Here is a 17,446-nt window from a genome sequence, read left to right on the forward strand (position 1 = left end):
GGGCGGCTTTCCGGCCGGCTAGGGGTTAACCTTCTGCTAGAATGTGACGCTTTCAGCCTTGTCCGCTTGCTCTGCCCGTTTCGCGTCTCCTGGCGCCGCATCGTGCGCCGTAGCGAACTGGCCGCCGAGCTTCCGGGCCTCAAGCGCGCCCCGCTTTCTGACTCTGTCTCCGGACTCGACATGACGACCCCGTCTCCCGCACCCACTTCCCTGATGGCCAACGCGATCCGCGCGTTGTCCATGGACGCCGTTCAAAAGGCGAACTCCGGCCACCCCGGCATGCCGATGGGCATGGCCGAAATCGGCGTTGCCCTGTGGTCGCGTCATCTGCGCCATAACCCGAAGAACCCGCAATGGGCCGATCGCGACCGCTTCGTGCTGTCGAACGGTCACGGCTCGATGCTGCTGTACTCGCTGCTGCATCTGACCGGCTACGACCTGCCGATGGAAGAGCTGAAGAACTTCCGCCAGCTCCATTCGAAGACGCCGGGTCACCCGGAATATGGCATCACGCCGGGCGTCGAGACGACCACCGGTCCGCTCGGCCAGGGTCTCGCGAATGCGGTCGGCATGGCGCTCGCCGAGTCGCTGCTCGCCACCGAATTCAACAAGCCCGACGCGAAGATCGTCGACCACCACACGTACGTGTTCGTCGGCGACGGCTGCCTGATGGAAGGTATCTCGCACGAAGCGTGCTCGCTCGCAGGCGTGCTGAAGCTGAACAAGCTGATCGCGTTCTACGACGACAACGGCATCTCGATCGACGGCGAAGTGGTGCACTGGTTCCACGACGACACGCCGAAGCGCTTCGACGCGTACGGCTGGAACGTGATCCCGAACGTGGTCGGCCATGACGTCGACGCGGTCGACGCGGCGATCAAGCAAGCGAAGCTGTCGGACAAGCCGACGCTGATCTGCTGCAAGACCGTGATCGGTGAAGGCGCGCCGACCAAGGCGGGCTCGCACGACTCGCACGGCGCGCCGCTCGGCGACAAGGAAATCGCGGCAACGCGCGAAGCGATCGGCTGGAAGTGGGAGCCGTTCGTGATTCCGCAGGAAGTCTACGCGGCATGGGATGCGAAGGATGCGGGCGGGCGCCTCGAATCCGAATGGGACAAGGCGTTCGCCGCCTACGCGGCCAAGTATCCGCAGGAAGCGGCGGAGTTCAAGCGCCGCAGCGCGAAGCAGCTGCCGGCCGACTGGAAGGACAAGGCAAAGGCGATCATCGCCGGCGCGAACGAACGCGCCGAGACCGTCGCGACGCGTAAGGCGTCGCAGCAGGCCATCGAAGGCCTGTCGGCCGTGCTGCCCGAACTGCTCGGCGGTTCCGCCGACCTGACCGGCTCGAACCTGACCAACTGGAAGGCCGCGAAGCCGGTGCGCGTGAACGCCGAAGGCCGTGCCGCCGGCAACTACGTGAACTACGGTGTGCGCGAATTCGGCATGAGCGCCGCGATCAACGGCGTCGCGCTGCATGGCGGCTATAAGGCATTCGGCGGCACGTTCCTGACGTTCTCGGACTACAGCCGCAACGCGCTGCGCGTCGCCGCGCTGATGAAGTCGCAGTCGATCTTCGTGTTCACGCACGACTCGATCGGTCTCGGCGAAGACGGCCCGACCCACCAGTCGATCGAACACGTCGCGAGCCTGCGCCTGATCCCGAATCTGCAAACATGGCGTCCGGCTGATACGGTCGAAACCGCGGTGGCCTGGACCCATGCGATCGAACATGAAGGTCCGTCGTGCCTGATCTTCAGCCGTCAGAACCTGCAGTTCAACGAGCGCACCGACGCGCAGATCGCCAACATCGAGAAGGGCGGCTACGTGCTGCGCGACTGGGACGAAGAGATCGTCGCGCGTAAGATCATCCTGATCGCGACGGGCTCCGAAGTCGAACTGGCGATGAAGGCCGTCGAGCCGCTCGCGCGCGAAGGCATCGCCGCACGCGTCGTGTCGATTCCGTCGACGACCGTGTTCGACAAGCAGGACGCCGAGTACCGCGAACGCGTGCTGCCGCACGGCGTGCGCCGCGTCGCGATCGAAGCGGGCGTGTCGGATTTCTGGCGCAAGTACGTGGGTCTGGAAGGCGGCGTGGTCGGCATCGACACGTTCGGCGAATCGGCCCCGGCAGGTGTGCTGTTCAAGCATTTCGGTTTCACCGTCGAGCACGTGGTGGCGACGGTCAAGGCCGCTCTCGGCTGATGGTTGCGTCGCGTTGCCGTCGCGCCCCTCGTGGTTGCGCGGGGCAACGCACCGAACCGGATGTCCGACCAGGCGAACATAAACGGATTTTTTAGCCATCAGGAGATACATCATGACGATTCGCGTCGCAATCAACGGCTACGGCCGGATCGGCCGCAATACCCTGCGCGCCTTCTATGAAAACGGCAAGAAGCACGATATCGAAATCGTCGCCATCAACGATCTGGGCGATGCGAAGACCAACGCCCACCTGACGCAGTACGACACCGCGCACGGCAAGTTCCCGGGCCAGGTGTCGGTGGACGGCGACTACCTCGTCGTGAACGGCGACAAGATCCGCGTGCTGGCGAACCGCAACCCGGCCGAACTGCCGTGGGGCGAGCTGGGCGTCGACGTCGTGATGGAGTGCACGGGCTTTTTCACGACCAAGGAAAAGGCCAGCGCGCACATCAAGGGCGGAGCGAAGAAGGTCATCATCTCGGCGCCGGGCGGCAAGGATGTCGACGCGACCGTCGTCTACGGCGTGAACCACAACGTGCTGAAGGCATCGGACACGGTCATCTCGAACGCATCGTGCACGACCAACTGCCTCGCGCCGCTGGTCAAGCCGCTGAACGACAAGATCGGCCTCGTGAACGGCCTGATGACGACGATCCACGCGTACACGAACGACCAGGTTCTGACCGACGTGTACCACGAAGACCTGCGCCGCGCGCGTTCGGCCACGCATAGCCAGATCCCGACCAAGACCGGTGCGGCATCGGCGGTCGGCCTCGTGCTGCCGGAACTGAACGGCAAGCTGGACGGCTACGCAATCCGCGTCCCGACCATCAACGTGTCGGTCGTCGACCTGTCGTTCATCGCCGCGCGCGACACGACGGTCGAGGAAGTCAACGCGATCATGAAGGAAGCGTCGGAAGGCGCACTGAAGGGCGTTCTCGGTTACAACGACGCACCGCTCGTGTCGATCGACTACAACCACAACCCGGCTTCGTCGACGTTCGACTCGACGCTGACCAAGGTGTCGGGCCGTCTCGTGAAGGTGTCGAGCTGGTACGACAACGAGTGGGGCTTCTCGAACCGCATGCTGGACACGGCTGTGGCGCTCGCGAACGCGAAGTAAGTTTCGGGTTTCACGCTGCATGAAAGCCGCTCCTCGGAGCGGCTTTTTTTCGTCTGCGGTATCGGCGCGACGGCTACGGCGTCGGGAAATAGACGCCCGCGCGCTGCGCGGCGTTCGCGATGTGCGTCTCGATCGCCTTGCCGGCCGCGAGCGAATCGCGGGCCTTCAGCGCGTCGAGAATCGCGCGATGCTCGGTGTAGGTGGACAGCACCCGCTCGCGCCGGTAGAACGGCATGCGCTGGCTTTCCTTCATGATCTCGGCGCTGCTGCGCAGGATCGACTCGATCGCGGCATTGCCTGCGATGCTTACGATGCGCATATGGAACGCGTAGTCGAGCCGCGCCGCTTCGTCGAGTTCCTCGCAGGCGAGCGCGCTTTGCATCGCGGTGACGTTTTCCTCGAGCCACGCGAGGTCGTCGTTGGTGACCGCGAGCACCGCCATGCGCGCAACGAAGCCTTCGAGCGCGTAGCGCATCTGATACGTGTCGGGCAGCGACGACTGCTCGGCGAAACGCCACGCCTGAGCGGCTTTCGCCTGCGCGCTTTCCACGTACACGCCCTTGCCCGGCCGGATTACCAGCAGGCCGAGCGCTTCAAGCGTGGAGAGCGCTTCGCGCAGTGACGCGCGGCTGATCGACAGTTCATCGGATAGCTGGCGCTGCGCCGGCAGCAGGCTGCCCACCGGATAGACGCCCGCTTCGATGCGTTCGCGGACGGTCGCGATGGCCGCGTCGGTGACGGTGTGCGGGACGCTTTTCATAAAAACTCACTTGGTGGCGTGGTCTGACCGCAATTCTAATCCTTACGAGAAAGAAGGCGCGCTTCCGGCCGTCTGAAATCCCGAATCCGACCCGAAAACGCCGAAAAAACAACGGGTAAACACTGTTCGATCAATCCTTGACGGGACTATATCGGCTTCCTACTATTCGCCATAACAGTTCTGGTCGGACCAGTCTGAACAGAAGTGACCGAGACAACCATCCGCAGGAGGAAGCCGTGTTGAAATTCTTCAATTCGCTATTTGGCCGGGTCGTGATCGCGCTCGTGGTCGGCATCGTGCTCGGTGCCGTGTTTCCGCATTTCGCGCAGTCCTTGCGGCCGCTTGGGGACGGTTTTCTGAAGCTGATCAAGATGGTGATCGGGCCGATCGTGTTCTGCGTGGTGGTGAGCGGTATGGCGCATGCGGGCGATCTGCGCAAGGTCGGCCGCGTCGGTTTGAAGTCGGTGATCTACTTCGAGGCGATGACGACGATCGCGCTCGTGATCGGCGCGGTGCTCGCTTACGCGACGCGTCCGGGCGCCGGCATGAACGTGAACCTGAGTTCGCTCGATGCGGCGTCGCTCACGACCTATACCGAGCACGCGAAGAGCCTGAAGGACACCGCCGGCTTTCTGCTGAAGATCATCCCCGACACGGCGATCAACGCGTTCGCGACCGGCGACATCCTGCAGATCCTCGTGTTCTCGGTACTGTTCGGCTCGGCGCTGTCGCTGCTCGGCAAGCGCGCGCAACGCGTGAGCGGGTTGATCGATGAGCTGTCACAGGTGTTCTTCCGCGTGATGGGCTTCATCATCAAGCTCGCGCCGCTCGGCGTGCTCGGCGCGATCGCGTTTACGACCGGCACCTACGGCGTCGAGTCGCTGAAGCAACTCGGCATGCTCGTGCTGGTGTTCTACGCGAGCTGCGTGGTGTTCGTCGTGCTCGTGCTCGGCGCCGTGATGCGGCTCGCCGGCTTCAGCATCTTCAAGCTGATCCGCTATCTGCGCGAAGAACTGTCGATCGTGCTCGGCACCGCGTCGTCCGACGCCGTGCTGCCGCAGATCATGCGCAAGCTCGAATGGATGGGCGTCAAGGATTCGACGGTCGGTCTCGTGATTCCGACCGGCTACTCGTTCAACCTCGACGGCTTCTCGATCTATCTGACGCTTGCGGTGCTGTTCATCGCGCAGGCGACCAACACCCCGCTGTCTATTCATGACCTGATCGTCGTCGTGCTGGTGTCGCTGGTGACGTCGAAGGGCGCGCACGGCATACCCGGCTCGGCGATCGTGATTCTGGCTGCGACGCTCTCCGCGATTCCCGCGATTCCGGTGCTCGGTCTCGTGCTGATTCTGCCGGTCGACTGGTTCGTCGGCATCGCCCGCGCGCTGACCAACCTGATCGGCAACTGCGTCGCGACGGTGGTGGTCGCCGTGTGGGAAAACGATATCGACAAGGCGCGCGCGCACCGCGTGCTGAATCGCGACGCGGCGCTGCGCTATGTGCCCGCTGTCGACGACACGCTCGCCGAGCCGGGTGCGGGCGAACACGCGCCGGCAGTCTGACGGCGGCGCCGGCTCTGGTCTGACCAGACCAACCGGCATCGTCTTCAGACGGAGTTTTTTCGCAAACCGGCGGCTGCCGTGGCGCCGCCGGCCGTTTCTGACCTCTTCCACACTGACCGACATCATGGCCAACCCGATCCTCGACCCGAACGCCCCCGTCTTCACGCGCCGCTACATGAACCTCGCCGATCCGCGCCTCGGCGCAAAGGCGCTGTTCGCGAGCGACGAATTCTTCGCACCGAAAGAGCGCATGCTCGAGCCGCAGCCGGCGGTGTTCATCCCCGGCAAATACGACGACCACGGCAAGTGGATGGACGGCTGGGAGACGCGCCGCAAGCGCACGAACGGCCACGACCATTGCGTGATCCGTCTCGCGCGGCCGGGCGTCGTGCATGGCGTCGATCTCGATACGAGCCACTTCACCGGCAATTTCCCGCCGGCGGCGTCGATCGATGCCTGTCACAGCGACGCTGACGTGCCGCCCGAGCACGCCGACTGGCAGCCGCTCGTGCCGGCGACGACGCTACAGGGCAACCAGCATCACTATGTTGAAGTGAAAGACGCGCGCCCGGTCACCCATCTGCGGGTGAATCTCTATCCGGACGGCGGGCTCGCCCGACTGCGCGTGTACGGCCAGCCGCAGCGGGACTGGAGCCGCGTCGAGCGCGGCACGCTGCTCGATCTCGCCGCGATCGAAAACGGCGCGTACCTCGTCGCCGCGAACAACCAGCATTTCGGGCCGGCCTCGCAGATGCTGATGCCAGGCCGCGGCGTGAACATGGGCGACGGCTGGGAAACCCGGCGGCGTCGCGAGCCGGGCAACGACTGGGCGATCGTCGCGCTCGCGCGGCCCGGCGTGATCCGCAAGATCGAAGTGGATACGGCGCACTTCAAGGGCAACTTCCCGGACCGCTGCTCGCTGCAGGCGGCATCGGTGACGGGGGGCACCGACGATTCGCTCGTCACGCAGGCGATGTTCTGGCCGGTGCTGCTCGGCGAACAGAAGCTGCAGATGGACCACGTGCACACGTTCACGGACGACCTCGCCGCGCTCGGGCCGGTCACGCACGTGCGCTTCAACATCTTCCCGGACGGCGGCGTGTCGCGCCTGCGTCTGTGGGGCGAGATCGCTTAACGCACGCAACATCAGGGAGCGGCACGCATGAAGATCCTGCAGATGGAACGCCTGACGCGCGCGGCCTTCGCGCCGTTCGGCGACGTGATCGAACTCGACGGCGCGCGTCATTTTCCGATCAATGGCGGCACCACCGAGCGCTATCACGACCTAGCGCGCGTCGACGTGGCGGAGCAGGGCGGCCGGCCGCTCGTCAATCTGTTTCGCGCGCAGCCGCGCGCGCTCCCCGTCGAGATCACGATGATGGAGCGGCATCCGCTCGGGAGCCAGGCTTTCATTCCCTTACGCGCGGGCCGCTATCTGGTGGTGGTCGCGCCGGCCGGCGAGTTCGACGCCACGCGGATGCGCGCGTTCTGGACCGACGCGTGGCAGGGTGTCAATTACGCGAAAGGGGTCTGGCATCATCCGCTGCTCGCGCTGGATCAGGTCAGCGACTTCATCGTCGTCGATCGTGGCGGCGACGCGCCGAATTGCGACGAATTGCAGTTGGCCGAGCCGTGGCGGCTCGCCTTCGAGCCGAGCGTGGAACCGGTCGGATAGCCGTATTCGCCGTCCGTCGCCTGAACAAAAAAACCCGACCGATTCTCATCGGCCGGGTCTTTCTTCTGACTTGCCAGGCCGCGTATTCGCACGCGGCCAGCGATGCATCAGTGCTTACGATGCGGGCAATTTTCCTTCGTGCACGCCCCATACAGTGCCAGCGCATGCTCCTGCAGCTTGAAGCCGCGTGCCTTGGCGATGGACTGCTGACGACTTTCGATTTCGGGGTCGAAAAACTCTTCCACGAGCCCGCAATCGAGGCACACGAGGTGATCGTGGTGCGTCCCCTCGTTCAGTTCGAACACCGCCTTGCCCGACTCGAAATTGCTGCGCGAGAGCAGGCCGGCCTGCTCGAATTGCGTCAGCACGCGATACACGGTGGCGAGACCGATATCGAGTTCCTCGTGCAGGAGGTTGCGATATACGTCTTCGGCGGTTAGATGACGTACCGGGCTGTGTTGGAAAATCTCAAGGATTTTGAGGCGCGGAAGGGTCGCCTTGAGCCCGATATTCTTGAGATCGGTTGGATTGGTCATGACAAGGGATCCCTAGAGTACAATGCTGGGCTCTCATAGTAATGTGTTTTGCCGTTCTGGTCATTTTCGATGGAATGAGCGCGGCCCGCAAGCGGGCCCGCACGGTGAGTGAAATGATTTCTAAATCTCAATTGATCTACCGGGGGAGCCGCATGCGGGGTACCTTGATCGCGGTTGCGACTGTCGCGGTTCTTGCCGGATGTTCCACGTACGACAGCCTGACCCAGCGCGTTGCCCAAAGCATTACGCCGTATCGGATTACGGTCGTGCAAGGTAACTTCGTGTCGCAGGAAATGGCCGGCCAGATGAAGGTCGGCATGACGCGCGCACAGGTGCGTCAGGTGCTCGGCACGCCGCTGTTGACCGACATGTTCCACGCGGATCGCTGGGACTACACGTTCTATTTCAAGCGTGGCAACACCTCGATCGTTCAGCAACGCGACTTCGTCGTGTTCTTCTCGGGCGACACCGTGACCCACTGGACGGGTGGCGAGGATCTGCCGACCAATCTCGAATTGCTGGCCGAAATCGACGGCGACCGCAGTGGCCGTCGCTCGAACGCTACGCCGCCGAGCGCGGCGAGCGCGGCCGAGGCCGCCAGCGCCGCAGCCGCCGCAAGCGGGGCTGCCGCCGCGGCGCCGGTCACGGTGGACACGACGCGCTCGCCGTCGGTCGAAGGCGCCCAGCAAGCCGCCACGCCGTCCATGGACGCCAACGCGGAAGCTGCCCAGGCGGCCAATCGCGCGACCAGCGCGGTGTCTACGCCGAGCGGCGCGCCGTCCGTGCGTCCGGCCGTGCCGAGAGCGGGCGCTGGCGGGATCCCGACGCAAGGCCCGACGGCCGGTGGTCAGCCGCAGTTCCAGTTCAAACGCCCGCCGCCGCCGGCGCCGGAAAACGAGAGCAACCCGGTCGGCCCGACGGGCTCGCAAAGCGGCGACAGCTCGACGCCGAGCGCTTCGCCGTCAACGTCCGGAACGAGCAACTGATCCGCTTGTCGGTGTTGTGAGGCGGGCTGCGCGCAGCATGTGCGGCGCCCGCCAGATGTGTGTTCGTCCGGCGTCAGGCGAGGCCGGAAGTGCGCCGCTTGGGCCGCATGAACCTGTTGCCGCAGTGCGCCGCGGCAGTGGCTCGCCGCAGCGGGCGGTATCAGTCAGTCACCTGAGCGAGCCGTCCCGGTTGGCCGCGGACGTTGGCTTCAGCAGCGAGCCGCCCGGCCTAAGACCGTGCCGCCTGTCGCCGCTTGTCCCTATATCGACCGGGCGCATTCCCCGGCACACTGGTCGGTGCATTCGCCGGGCCGCGTTTGCCGGGCTCCATCCCGGTTGACTCTTTTCGAATCCTCATCGTCATGAAAATTGCCATTGCAGGCGCATCGGGCCGTATGGGCCGCATGCTGATCGAAACCGTCCTCAACGACGCCGACACGACGCTGTCCGGCGCGCTCTGCCGCACGGGCGCGGCGCAGCTTGGCCAGGACGCCGGCGCGTTCCTCGGCAAAGAGACGGGCGTGCTGCTGTCCGACGATATCGAGCGCGTGTTTGCCGAATCCGACTACCTGATCGACTTCACGCGCCCGGACGCGACGCTCGCGCATCTCGAAGCCGCGCAGCGCCATGGCGTGAAAATGGTGATCGGCACGACCGGCTTCGACAACGCGCAAAAAGCGCAGCTGCGAGCGGCGGCGCAGAAGATCGGCGTGGTGTTCGCGTCGAACATGAGCGTCGGCGTGAACGTTACGCTGAAACTGCTCGAATACGCGGCGCGGCACTTCTCGACCGGCTACGACATCGAGATCATCGAGGCGCATCATCGCCACAAGGTCGATGCGCCGTCCGGCACCGCGCTGACGATGGGCGAAGTGATCGCGGGCGCGCTCGGCCGCAATCTCGACGACTGCGCGGTCTACGGCCGCGAAGGCGTGACCGGCGAACGCGATCCGTCGACGATCGGCTTCTCGGCGATTCGCGGCGGCGATATCGTCGGCGATCATACGGTGCTGTTCGCAGGCATCGGCGAGCGCATCGAGATCACGCACAAATCGGCGAGCCGCCTGTCATATGCACAAGGCGCGCTTCGTGCTGTACGCTTCCTCGAAGGCCGCGACAACGGCTTCTTCGACATGCAGGACGTGCTCGGCCTGCGTTGAGCGAAGTTCGTTGCGCATAGGCGGGGCAGCGCATCCCGAGCGCGCCCTCCCGAAGTCACTTTCCTAACGCGAGGTCAGATGGCAGGCAGCAGCGGCATCATCCATTACCTGCAAACGAGCGACGCGATCACGCATGCCGTCGCCTACGTGCTGCTGGCCATGTCGATTGCGAGCTGGTGTTTTCTGATCGTCAAGAGCTGGATTCTGGCGCGCGCGAAACGCCAGTCCTCGCGGGCGATCGCGCGCTTCTGGCAAGCGCCGACGCTCGCCGAAGGCGTCGCCATCCTGCGCCGCACCGACCGTGAGCGCGTGTTCGCGCCGCTCGCCGAAGCGGCGCTCCATGCGGCCGAGGTCGACATTCCGGGCGCGCTGCTCGCGCGCGTCGAGCGCAGCGAACGGGTGCTGCGCGCGCTGCGCCAGGCGCTCAACGCGTCGCAGCGGCGGCTCGAGTTCGGTCAGGTGCTGCTGGCGTCGGTGGGCAGCACCGCGCCGTTCGTCGGTCTGCTCGGCACCGTATGGGGCATCTATCACGCGCTCGGCAGCATCGCGGCGAGCGGGCAGGCGCAGATCGAGAACGTCGCGGGACCGGTCGGCGAGGCGCTGATCATGACCGCGTTCGGTCTGGTGGTCGCGATTCCGGCGGTGCTCGGGTACAACGTGCTGGGCCGCCTCGTGCGGCAATTAACCGAGGAGCTGGACGGTTTCGCGCACGATTTGCACGCGTACGTGTGCTCCCCCGAGCATGCGCCGACGCCGCCCCGCGCGCAGCAGGCGGCGCACGAGGCGCACCGCTGACGCTTGGCGTGCGGCGGGCAGGGCCAAGCTCAGACGCAAGGAGGCGACATGGCATTCGGCGGACTCGAGAGGAAGCAGACGGCCGCGCCGATGGCCGAGATCAACATGACGCCGCTGATCGACGTGATGCTGGTGCTGCTGGTGATTTTCATCATTACCGCGCCGCTGTTCTCGCACGCGATCCGGCTCGATCTGCCGAAGGTCGCGGCGGCGCCCGCGCGCCAGACCCCCCAAACCATCTCCCTGTCGATCGACGGCGCCGGCAAGCTCTACTGGAACGGCAAGCCGATCACGCTCGCGCAGATGCGCGTGCAGTTCGCCGAGGCCGGCAAGCAGGCGGACCAGCCGGACATCCAACTGCGCGCGGAGCGTTCGACGCGCTACGAAGTAATCGCGCAGGTGATGGGCGCCGCGCAGCAGGCGGGGCTCGAGCGGATCGGCTTCGTGACGGACCCGCCGCCGCCCGCCGCGCAGCACTGAGCATCACCGGGCGCTGGCGGGCGCGCAGCGCGTTGACGAATCCGGCACACCCCGCCCCGCACCATGCCGCGCGTAGCGGCGCACCCGTCCGCGAACGGTATAATCAGCCCTTTCCCCGCCGAAGGGGAAACGACGCAACGACATTCTGCAGAGCACCGGGCCGGTGCGAAAGCACCGAACCTAGCGATCCCATCACACCATGCACGAAAAATACGTTCCCTCCGACGTCGAAGCCGCCGCGCAAGGGCAATGGCGCGCCATCGACGCCTACAAGACGACGGAAACCACCGACAAGCCCAAGTTCTACTGCGTCTCGATGCTGCCGTATCCGTCGGGCAAGCTGCACATGGGGCACGTGCGCAACTACACGATCAACGACGTGATGTACCGCTATCTGCGGATGAACGGCTACAACGTGCTGATGCCGATGGGTTGGGACGCGTTCGGCATGCCGGCGGAAAACGCCGCGATGGCCAACAACGTGCCGCCCGCGCAGTGGACCTACGACAACATCGCTTACATGAAGAAGCAGATGCAGTCGATGGGTCTCGCGATCGACTGGTCGCGCGAAGTCGCGACCTGCAGCCCCGACTACTACAAGTGGAACCAGTGGCTGTTCCTGAAGATGCTCGAAAAGGGCATCGCGTACAAGAAAACCGGCACCGTGAACTGGGACCCGGTCGACCAGACCGTGCTCGCGAACGAGCAGGTGATCGACGGGCGCGGCTGGCGCTCGGGTGCGCTCGTCGAAAAGCGCGAAATCCCGATGTACTACATGCGCATCACGCAGTACGCCGATGAACTGCTGAACGATCTCGACGGCCTCGGCTGGCCCGAGCGCGTGAAGATCATGCAGCAGAACTGGATCGGCAAGAGCTTTGGCGTGAACTTCGGCTTCCCGTATGAAATCGACGGTGAGCAGAAGCTGCTGCGCGTGTTCACGACGCGCGCCGACACGATCATGGGCGTCACGTTCTGCGCGATCGCCGCCGAGCATCCGCTCGCCACGCGTCTCGCGCAGGACAAGCCGGAACTGCAGGCGTTCATCGACGAATGCAAGCGCGGCGGCGTCGCCGAAGCCGACGTCGCGACGATGGAAAAGAAGGGCATGGCCACCGGCTTCTACGTCACGCATCCGCTGACGCACGAGCAGGTCGAGGTGTGGATCGGCAACTACGTGCTGATGACTTACGGCGAAGGTGCGGTGATGGGCGTGCCGGCGCACGACGAGCGCGACTTCGCTTTCGTGAAGAAGTACGGTCTGCCGGTGAAGCAGGTGGTCGCGGTCGAGGGCAAGGAGTTTTCGACTGAAGCCTGGGCGGAGTGGTACGGCGAGAAGGCCGGCACGCTGGTCAACAGCGGCAAGTACGACGGCCTCGCGTACGACGAAGCGGTGGACCGCATCGCCGCCGATCTTAAGGAACTCGGCCTCGGCGACAAGCAGATCACGTGGCGTCTGCGTGACTGGGGCGTGTCGCGCCAGCGTTACTGGGGCACGCCGATTCCGATCATCCACTGCCCGAAATGCGGCGACGTGCCGGTGCCGGAAAAAGACCTGCCGGTCGTGCTGCCGGAAGACCTCGTGCCGGACGGCACAGGCAATCCGCTCGCGAAGTCCGAAGCGTTCCTGAACTGCACGTGCCCGAGCTGCCGCGGCGCGGCGAAGCGCGAAACCGACACGATGGACACCTTCGTCGATTCGTCGTGGTACTTCTATCGCTACGCGTCGCCGGATGCGAAGACGATGGTCGACGAGCGCACCGATTACTGGGCGCCGATGGATCAGTACATCGGCGGTATCGAACACGCGATCCTGCACCTGTTGTACTCGCGTTTCTGGGCGAAGGTGATGCGCGACCTCGGCCTCGTGAAGTTCGGCGAACCGGCCAAGAACCTGCTCACGCAGGGCATGGTGCTCAACGAAACCTACTACCGCGAAAACGAAGCGGGCAAGAAGACCTGGTACAACCCGGCGGACGTCACCGTCTCGTTCGACGACAAGGGCCGCCCGGTCGGCGCGGTGCTGAACGCCGACGGTGAGCCGGTCGTGCTTGGCGGCGTCGAGAAAATGTCGAAGTCGAAGAACAACGGCGTCGACCCGCAGATGCTGATCGATCAGCACGGCGCGGACACCGCGCGTCTGTTCGTGATGTTCGCGGCTCCGCCCGAGCAGCAGCTCGAGTGGTCGGGTTCGGGCGTCGAAGGCGCGAGCCGCTTTCTGCGTCGCGTGTGGAACTTCGGCTACACGAACGAAGCCGCGCTGCGCACGGGCGGCCAGTTGGACGCCGCACAATTCAACGACGCCGACAAGGCGCTGCGTCGTGAGATCTATAGCGTGCTGAAGCAGGCCGATTTCGACTATCAGCGTCTGCAGTACAACACGGTGGTATCGGCCGCGATGAAGATGCTCAACGCGCTCGATGGCGCGAAGGGCGCGCAGACGGCAGTGCTGCGTGAAACTTACGGCGTGATGCTGCGTGTACTGTATCCGGTCGTGCCGCACCTGACGTACCAGCTGTGGCAGGAGCTCGGCTATGCCGAGGAATTCGGCCCGCTGCTCGACGCGCCGTGGCCGAAGGTCGACGAGAAGGCGCTCGAACAGGCCGAGATCGAACTCGTGCTGCAGGTGAACGGCAAGGTACGCGGCGCGATCACGGTAGGGAAGGACGCATCGCGCGACGCGATCGAGCAGCAAGCGGCCGCGCACGAAATGGTCGCGAAGTTCAGCGAAGGCAAGGCGCCGAAGAAGATCATCGTGGTGCCGGGCCGTCTCGTGAACGTGGTCGTTTGACGTTCCGAGCCCTCATCCGGCAGATGGAGCGCCGCCCGTCCGGCGGCGTTCCTCGGCATTGCGAATCCACTGCGAACCGGGAGCGAATGTGACTCGCAGATCGTTTTTGACGCTCGCTTGCAGCGTAATGATGTTGTCGGCCTGCGGCTTCCAGTTGCGCGGCCAGCAGGACTACGCGTTCAAGCGCCTCTATGTGTCGGGCGGCTCGCCCGCGGCCATCGCGCGCTTCACGCGCATCGTGCAGGGCGGCAGCGACACCGTGGTGGTCAACTCGGTCGCCAATGCCGACGCGATCCTGCAAATCACGCAGAACCGCAACCTCAGCACGCTGACGCTGAATTCGCTGGGCGTCGTCGCCGAGTATCAGCTGAATCTGCAGATGACCTACACGCTGACCGGCAAGGACGGCACCGTGCTGATTCCGGGCAGCGTTATCGCGCTGAACCGCGCGATGACCTATAGCGACCAGTTCTCGCAAGCGAAGGCCGCCGAGTCCGACATCCTGTTCGCCGACATGGAAAACGACGCGGTCGATCAGCTGATCCGCCGTCTCGGCGTGGTGCGCTCGCTGCATCCGACGCCGGCCGAGGCCGTGCCGGGCATCGTGCCGCGCGCGCCGCTGCCGCCGCCGCCGCTGTGAGCATCGCGCCGTTCGTGAGTCGTCGAATCTCATCCATCCCGTCAACCGCCAGCCATGCAACTGCGACCTGACGCGCTCGAAGCGCATCTCGCCAAAGGCCTCGCCGGACTGTACGTCGTGTACGGCGACGAGCATCTGCTCGCGCAGGAAGCGTGCGACCGCATCCGCGCGGCGGCGCGCGCGGCAGGCTTCACCGACCGCTCGGTGTTCACGGCCGAGCGCTATTTCGACTGGAGCTCGCTGCTCGGCGCGAGCCAGTCGATGTCGCTGTTCGGCGACCGTCAACTGGTCGAATTGCGCATTCCATCGGGCAAGCCGGGCAAGGAAGGCGCCGACGCGCTGAAGGCCCTGGCATCCACCGTCAACGACGACGTGCTAACGATGATCACGCTGCCGCGTCTCGATGCGGCCACGCAGAAGTCGGCATGGTTCACCGCGCTCGCCGATGCGGGCGTCGCGCTGAAGATCGATCCGGTCGAGCGCGCGCAGCTGCCGAACTGGGTCGGACAGCGGCTCGCGGCCCAGGGTCAGCGCGTTGCAGCCGGCGAGGAAGGGCGGCGCGCGCTCGCGTTCATCGCCGAGCGCGTCGAGGGCAATCTGCTTGCTGCGCATCAGGAAATCCAGAAGCTCGGGCTGCTGTATCCGAGCGGCTCGCTGAGCTTCGATCAGGTGCAGGACGCGGTGCTCAACGTCGCGCGTTACGACGTGTTCAAGCTCAATGAGGCGATGCTCGCGGGCGACGTCGGCCGTCTCGCGCGCATGCTCGACGGCCTGCGCGGTGAAGGCGAGGCTGCGGTGCTCGTGCTGTGGGCCGTCGTCGAGGAAGTGCGCACGCTGTTGCGGATCAAGCGCGGCGTCGCGGCCGGCAAGCCGCTCGCGATGCTCACCCGCGAGAACCGCGTGTGGGGTCCGCGCGAACGGCTGATCGGACCGGCGCTGTCGCGTGTCAGCGAAGCGGCGCTCGAGAAGGCGCTCGCGCTGGCGGCGCGGCTCGACCGGCAGGTCAAGGGCTTGTCGGGCGGCACGCCGGGCAATCATCGCAACGATCCGCCGCCCGATCCGTGGGACGGCCTGTTCGAACTCGCAATGACGGTGGCCGCGCCAAAACCGTCGGCGGCGTCGCCAGTGCCGCCGCGAGCTCGGGCGCCGACTGCGGCGCCAGCGCGGCGGCCAATCTAAACAGCCAGGCGCGGGAGAGTTCCAGCGGCGATTGCAATCGCACAGCAACCGTCAATCGCGTCACATGCAGACCGCCGTGTTTCCCATGCCACGGGCTCAACACAACGCAACGGCAAACCCCGCGACAGCACAGCGCACCCGCTGCCCCCTCGCGAGCAAAGCCCCGGTACCCGACTTACAATCGTTTGATCTTTCGCTAATCTTGCCCGACCACCGTACGCCAACGTGCGGGGCATCACGAGAATGACCATGGATATCGACCAGTACATGACCGACCTCGGCCAACGCGCTCGCCAGGCTTCGCGCGCGATGGCGCGGGCGTCGACCGCCGCGAAGAATGCCGCGCTTGCAGCCGTTGCCGAGGCGATCGAACGTGATGCCGATCTGCTGAAGGCCGCCAACGCGCGCGACCTCGAACGCGCCCGCGGCAAGGGCCACGACGCCGCATTCATCGACCGTCTGACGCTGTCCGACAAGGCGCTGAAGACGATCGTCGAAGGCCTGCGCCAGGTCGCGGCGCTGGCCGATCCGATCGGCGAAATCAGCAATCTGAAGTATCGACCGAGCGGCATCCAGGTCGGCCAGATGCGTGTGCCGCTCGGCGTGATCGGCATCATCTACGAATCGCGCCCGAACGTGACGATCGACGCGGCCGCTCTGTGCCTGAAGTCGGGCAACGCGACCATTCTGCGCGGCGGCTCGGAAGCGCTCGAATGCAATACCGCGCTCGCCAGGCTGATCGGCGAAGGGCTCGAAGCAGCCGGTCTGCCGCAGGACGCGGTGCAGGTGGTCGCGACGCCGGACCGCGCGGCGGTCGGCAAGCTGATCACGATGACCGAATACGTCGACGTGATCGTGCCGCGCGGCGGCAAGAGTTTGATCGAGCGTCTGATGAACGAAGCGCGCGTGCCGATGATCAAGCACCTCGACGGCATCTGCCACGTCTATGTCGACGATCGCGCGGACCTGGCGAAGGCGCTCAACGTCTGCGACAACGCGAAGACGCACCGCTACGGCACCTGCAACACGATGGAAACGCTGCTGGTCGCGCGCGGCATCGCGGCCGAAGTGCTGCCGCCGCTTGGGCAATTGTATCGAGGCAAGGACGTCGAGCTGCGCGTCGATGCGGCGGCGCGCGCGGTGCTGGCCGATGCGGGCGTCGGCCCGCTCGTCGACGCGACCGAGGAAGACTGGCGCACCGAATATCTGGCGCCGGTGCTCGCGATCAAGGTGGTCGACGGCATCGACGCGGCGATCGAGCACATCAACACTTATAGCTCGCAGCACACCGATGCGATCGTTACCGAAGACCACGACCGCGCGATGCGCTTCCTGCGCGAAGTCGATTCGGCGAGCGTGATGGTCAACGCGTCGACGCGTTTCGCGGACGGCTTCGAGTTCGGTCTCGGCGCCGAGATCGGCATCTCGAACGACAAGCTGCACGCGCGCGGCCCGGTCGGACTGGAAGGGCTGACTTCGCTGAAGTACATCGTGCTCGGGCACGGCGAAGGTCGTCAATAAGCGCGCAGCGAAGCACCGCCACAACGAACACAA

Annotated in this window: 15 protein-coding genes; 13 read left to right on the forward strand and 2 right to left on the reverse strand. The window is 65.2% G+C overall.

The window, feature by feature from the left end; translation table 11 throughout:
- The first annotated feature begins 180 nt into the window (after positions 1-180).
- Both tkt and gap read left to right on the forward strand, forming a co-directional pair.
- The gene (tkt, locus tag AB3X94_RS25415; protein ID WP_176105049.1) at positions 181-2,202 is read left to right on the forward strand and encodes a transketolase; all 2,022 of its coding nucleotides are present in this window, start codon (positions 181-183) and stop codon (positions 2,200-2,202) included.
- A 112-nt stretch (positions 2,203-2,314) separates the two neighbouring features.
- Positions 2,315-3,325, forward strand: coding sequence for a type I glyceraldehyde-3-phosphate dehydrogenase (gap, locus tag AB3X94_RS25420; RefSeq protein WP_176121843.1), 1,011 nt, complete (start codon positions 2,315-2,317; stop codon positions 3,323-3,325).
- A 73-nt stretch (positions 3,326-3,398) separates the two neighbouring features.
- Here gap and AB3X94_RS25425 read toward each other — a convergent pair whose 3' ends face one another.
- Positions 3,399-4,085: a FadR/GntR family transcriptional regulator gene (locus AB3X94_RS25425; RefSeq protein WP_368613061.1), complete on the reverse strand. Its 687-nt coding sequence runs from the start codon at positions 4,083-4,085 to the stop codon at positions 3,399-3,401.
- 236 nt (positions 4,086-4,321) lie between these two features.
- On the opposite strand from AB3X94_RS25425, the gene AB3X94_RS25430 reads away from it, so the two are divergent.
- The 3 genes from AB3X94_RS25430 to AB3X94_RS25440 all read left to right on the forward strand — a co-directional run bounded on the left by AB3X94_RS25430 (position 4,322) and on the right by AB3X94_RS25440 (position 7,325).
- Entirely contained in the window at positions 4,322-5,650 is a 1,329-nt protein-coding gene (locus AB3X94_RS25430) for a C4-dicarboxylate transporter DctA (RefSeq protein ID WP_176105053.1), read from the forward strand.
- Positions 5,651-5,774: 124 nt separating this feature from the next.
- A complete protein-coding gene (gene alc, locus AB3X94_RS25435) occupies positions 5,775-6,785 on the forward strand; it encodes an allantoicase (RefSeq protein WP_368613062.1) in 1,011 nt (336 codons plus the stop codon).
- Between the two features lie 27 nt (positions 6,786-6,812).
- A complete protein-coding gene (locus tag AB3X94_RS25440; protein ID WP_368613063.1) occupies positions 6,813-7,325 on the forward strand; it encodes an ureidoglycolate lyase in 513 nt (170 codons plus the stop codon).
- 107 nt (positions 7,326-7,432) lie between these two features.
- Here the strand turns inward: AB3X94_RS25440 and fur are convergent, their stop codons facing one another.
- On the reverse strand, positions 7,433-7,861 hold the full coding sequence (fur, locus tag AB3X94_RS25445) for a ferric iron uptake transcriptional regulator (protein WP_027198845.1): 429 nt from the start codon (positions 7,859-7,861) through the stop codon (positions 7,433-7,435).
- Between the two features lie 152 nt (positions 7,862-8,013).
- Here fur and bamE point away from each other — a divergent pair, with 152 nt between their 5' ends.
- From bamE to AB3X94_RS25485, 8 genes are all read left to right on the forward strand, one after another.
- Positions 8,014-8,847 carry an outer membrane protein assembly factor BamE gene (gene bamE, locus AB3X94_RS25450; protein ID WP_368613064.1) on the forward strand — a complete coding sequence of 278 codons (834 nt, stop codon included), beginning with the start codon at positions 8,014-8,016 and terminating at the stop codon, positions 8,845-8,847.
- A gap of 362 nt (positions 8,848-9,209) precedes the next feature.
- The gene (gene dapB / locus AB3X94_RS25455; RefSeq protein WP_368613065.1) at positions 9,210-10,007 is read left to right on the forward strand and encodes a 4-hydroxy-tetrahydrodipicolinate reductase; all 798 of its coding nucleotides are present in this window, start codon (positions 9,210-9,212) and stop codon (positions 10,005-10,007) included.
- Between the two features lie 78 nt (positions 10,008-10,085).
- Complete coding sequence (locus AB3X94_RS25460) at positions 10,086-10,802, forward strand: MotA/TolQ/ExbB proton channel family protein (RefSeq protein ID WP_368613066.1); 717 nt, start codon at positions 10,086-10,088, stop codon at positions 10,800-10,802.
- A gap of 48 nt (positions 10,803-10,850) precedes the next feature.
- Complete coding sequence (locus tag AB3X94_RS25465; RefSeq protein WP_368613067.1) at positions 10,851-11,282, forward strand: ExbD/TolR family protein; 432 nt, start codon at positions 10,851-10,853, stop codon at positions 11,280-11,282.
- Positions 11,283-11,481: 199 nt separating this feature from the next.
- Positions 11,482-14,073 (forward strand): leucine--tRNA ligase, encoded by a 2,592-nt coding sequence (gene leuS / locus AB3X94_RS25470; protein ID WP_368613068.1) that lies wholly within the window; start codon positions 11,482-11,484, stop codon positions 14,071-14,073.
- An 88-nt stretch (positions 14,074-14,161) separates the two neighbouring features.
- On the forward strand, positions 14,162-14,713 hold the full coding sequence (lptE, locus tag AB3X94_RS25475) for an LPS assembly lipoprotein LptE (RefSeq protein ID WP_176105063.1): 552 nt from the start codon (positions 14,162-14,164) through the stop codon (positions 14,711-14,713).
- A gap of 54 nt (positions 14,714-14,767) precedes the next feature.
- Positions 14,768-15,892 carry a DNA polymerase III subunit delta gene (gene holA / locus AB3X94_RS25480; protein ID WP_176105064.1) on the forward strand — a complete coding sequence of 375 codons (1,125 nt, stop codon included), beginning with the start codon at positions 14,768-14,770 and terminating at the stop codon, positions 15,890-15,892.
- A 249-nt stretch (positions 15,893-16,141) separates the two neighbouring features.
- Entirely contained in the window at positions 16,142-17,413 is a 1,272-nt protein-coding gene (locus tag AB3X94_RS25485) for a glutamate-5-semialdehyde dehydrogenase (RefSeq protein ID WP_368613069.1), read from the forward strand.
- The last annotated feature ends 33 nt before the right edge of the window (positions 17,414-17,446 follow it).

Source organism: Paraburkholderia sp. BR10923, from assembly GCF_040948765.1.
In the GTDB taxonomy this organism is placed as follows: domain Bacteria; phylum Pseudomonadota; class Gammaproteobacteria; order Burkholderiales; family Burkholderiaceae; genus Paraburkholderia; species Paraburkholderia youngii.

What these genes read in the sequence shown, in the direction of transcription:
- tkt (WP_176105049.1), top strand. Translation starts at nt 181, where the DNA reads ATGACGACCCCGTCTCCCGCACCCACTTCCCTGATGGCCAACGCGATC.
- gap (WP_176121843.1), top strand. Translation starts at nt 2,315, where the DNA reads ATGACGATTCGCGTCGCAATCAACGGCTACGGCCGGATCGGCCGCAAT.
- AB3X94_RS25425 (WP_368613061.1), bottom strand. Translation starts at nt 4,085, where the DNA reads ATGAAAAGCGTCCCGCACACCGTCACCGACGCGGCCATCGCGACCGTC.
- alc (WP_368613062.1), top strand. Translation starts at nt 5,775, where the DNA reads ATGGCCAACCCGATCCTCGACCCGAACGCCCCCGTCTTCACGCGCCGC.
- AB3X94_RS25440 (WP_368613063.1), top strand. Translation starts at nt 6,813, where the DNA reads ATGAAGATCCTGCAGATGGAACGCCTGACGCGCGCGGCCTTCGCGCCG.
- fur (WP_027198845.1), bottom strand. Translation starts at nt 7,861, where the DNA reads ATGACCAATCCAACCGATCTCAAGAATATCGGGCTCAAGGCGACCCTT.
- bamE (WP_368613064.1), top strand. Translation starts at nt 8,014, where the DNA reads ATGCGGGGTACCTTGATCGCGGTTGCGACTGTCGCGGTTCTTGCCGGA.
- dapB (WP_368613065.1), top strand. Translation starts at nt 9,210, where the DNA reads ATGAAAATTGCCATTGCAGGCGCATCGGGCCGTATGGGCCGCATGCTG.
- AB3X94_RS25460 (WP_368613066.1), top strand. Translation starts at nt 10,086, where the DNA reads ATGGCAGGCAGCAGCGGCATCATCCATTACCTGCAAACGAGCGACGCG.
- AB3X94_RS25465 (WP_368613067.1), top strand. Translation starts at nt 10,851, where the DNA reads ATGGCATTCGGCGGACTCGAGAGGAAGCAGACGGCCGCGCCGATGGCC.
- leuS (WP_368613068.1), top strand. Translation starts at nt 11,482, where the DNA reads ATGCACGAAAAATACGTTCCCTCCGACGTCGAAGCCGCCGCGCAAGGG.
- holA (WP_176105064.1), top strand. Translation starts at nt 14,768, where the DNA reads ATGCAACTGCGACCTGACGCGCTCGAAGCGCATCTCGCCAAAGGCCTC.
- AB3X94_RS25485 (WP_368613069.1), top strand. Translation starts at nt 16,142, where the DNA reads ATGGATATCGACCAGTACATGACCGACCTCGGCCAACGCGCTCGCCAG.